The sequence below is a fragment of the Photorhabdus tasmaniensis genome, assembly GCF_011189505.1.
Classification (GTDB): domain Bacteria; phylum Pseudomonadota; class Gammaproteobacteria; order Enterobacterales; family Enterobacteriaceae; genus Photorhabdus; species Photorhabdus tasmaniensis.
In genome coordinates this window covers 1-1035 of the sequence record NZ_PUJU01000164.1, presented here as the reverse complement: position 1 = coordinate 1035, position 1035 = coordinate 1, and the positions used below count along the sequence as shown (strand labels likewise).

Below are 1035 nucleotides of genomic sequence, written 5' to 3'. Positions count from 1 at the left end.
GGCGGTTGGCACGGGCGTTTTAGCGACCGGAGCCGTAAAAGTATTAGGTAACACTAAAGAAGGTGCGAAAAATCTGGCAGGAGAATTGAGGGATGCCTCAAAACCCCTGTTGAGCAATGCTAAACCTGATACTCATGCTGTAACTCGCTTGATTGAAAATGAGAAGTTGTATGCTGGAAAGGGGACGACGACCATCACAACCCCAGAAGGTATCAGTTTCCAGATTAACCAGCCGAAGCATTTAGCGACTGTAGATGGATTTACTCAATCAAAAGGGATTAGTGGGGCGCACAATGCTGATGCGTTTAATGAAGCGATAAAACAATATAACGTAAAAATTGTAAGTGAAACACCTACTGGTGTTAATGGAATAATTGAAATTAAGTATCAGATACCAGCTAAAGATCGTGCAGGTAATATTATTGGTTATAAATCAAAGCCTGAAACAAAAACGATCTATGACCCTAAGATCTTTACTGACCAGAAAATACTAGAACTTGGTCAACAAGCAGCTGCGAGTGGCTATAAACAAGCTATGTCGAAAGGGTTACAGGCATATGATGCTAAAGCAGGCGGTGTTACATTTAGAGTGTATATTGATAAGAAAACAGGTGGAGTTAGTAACTTCCATCCAAAATAGGATTAATAAAAAATGAATAAAGAGTTATTTGGACAGCCTTATGATGATAAAGATCCTTATTGGGTTGTGAAAGGTTATTTCGATACTATGTATGGAAAGGAGTGTTTTTTAGAAGTTGTAGAAAATATTATTAAAAAATATGGATTTGGTACGGATGGGGCTCATTGCAATTTTCCTGATATGAATAGTTATTACGAAGGAGACCATTTTATAGGTGTAAAATTTATATATGGTTATTCTCCAGATGACGATGATCCTGAAGTAGTAGTCAGTGAAGAAACCTGTTATCACTATGTCAGATTAGCCTGTGAAAAATATCTAAAACTTCATCCAGAAGATACCGATAAGGTTAATGAGTTACTGACAAAAATACCAAAGTAAAGTCAACTCTCCCC

2 protein-coding genes are annotated in these 1035 nt (G+C 37.5%); both read left to right on the top strand.

Annotation, left to right across the window (positions count from 1 at the left end; all coding sequences use genetic code 11):
* The coding region (locus C5471_RS23335) for a CdiA family toxin C-terminal domain-containing protein (RefSeq protein ID WP_207627458.1) at positions 1-640 on the top strand (640 nt) is incomplete at its 5' end.
* Between the two features lie 12 nt (positions 641-652).
* Complete coding sequence (gene cdiI / locus C5471_RS23330; protein WP_133812681.1) at positions 653-1021, top strand: ribonuclease toxin immunity protein CdiI; 369 nt, start codon at positions 653-655, stop codon at positions 1019-1021.
* The last annotated feature ends 14 nt before the right edge of the window (positions 1022-1035 follow it).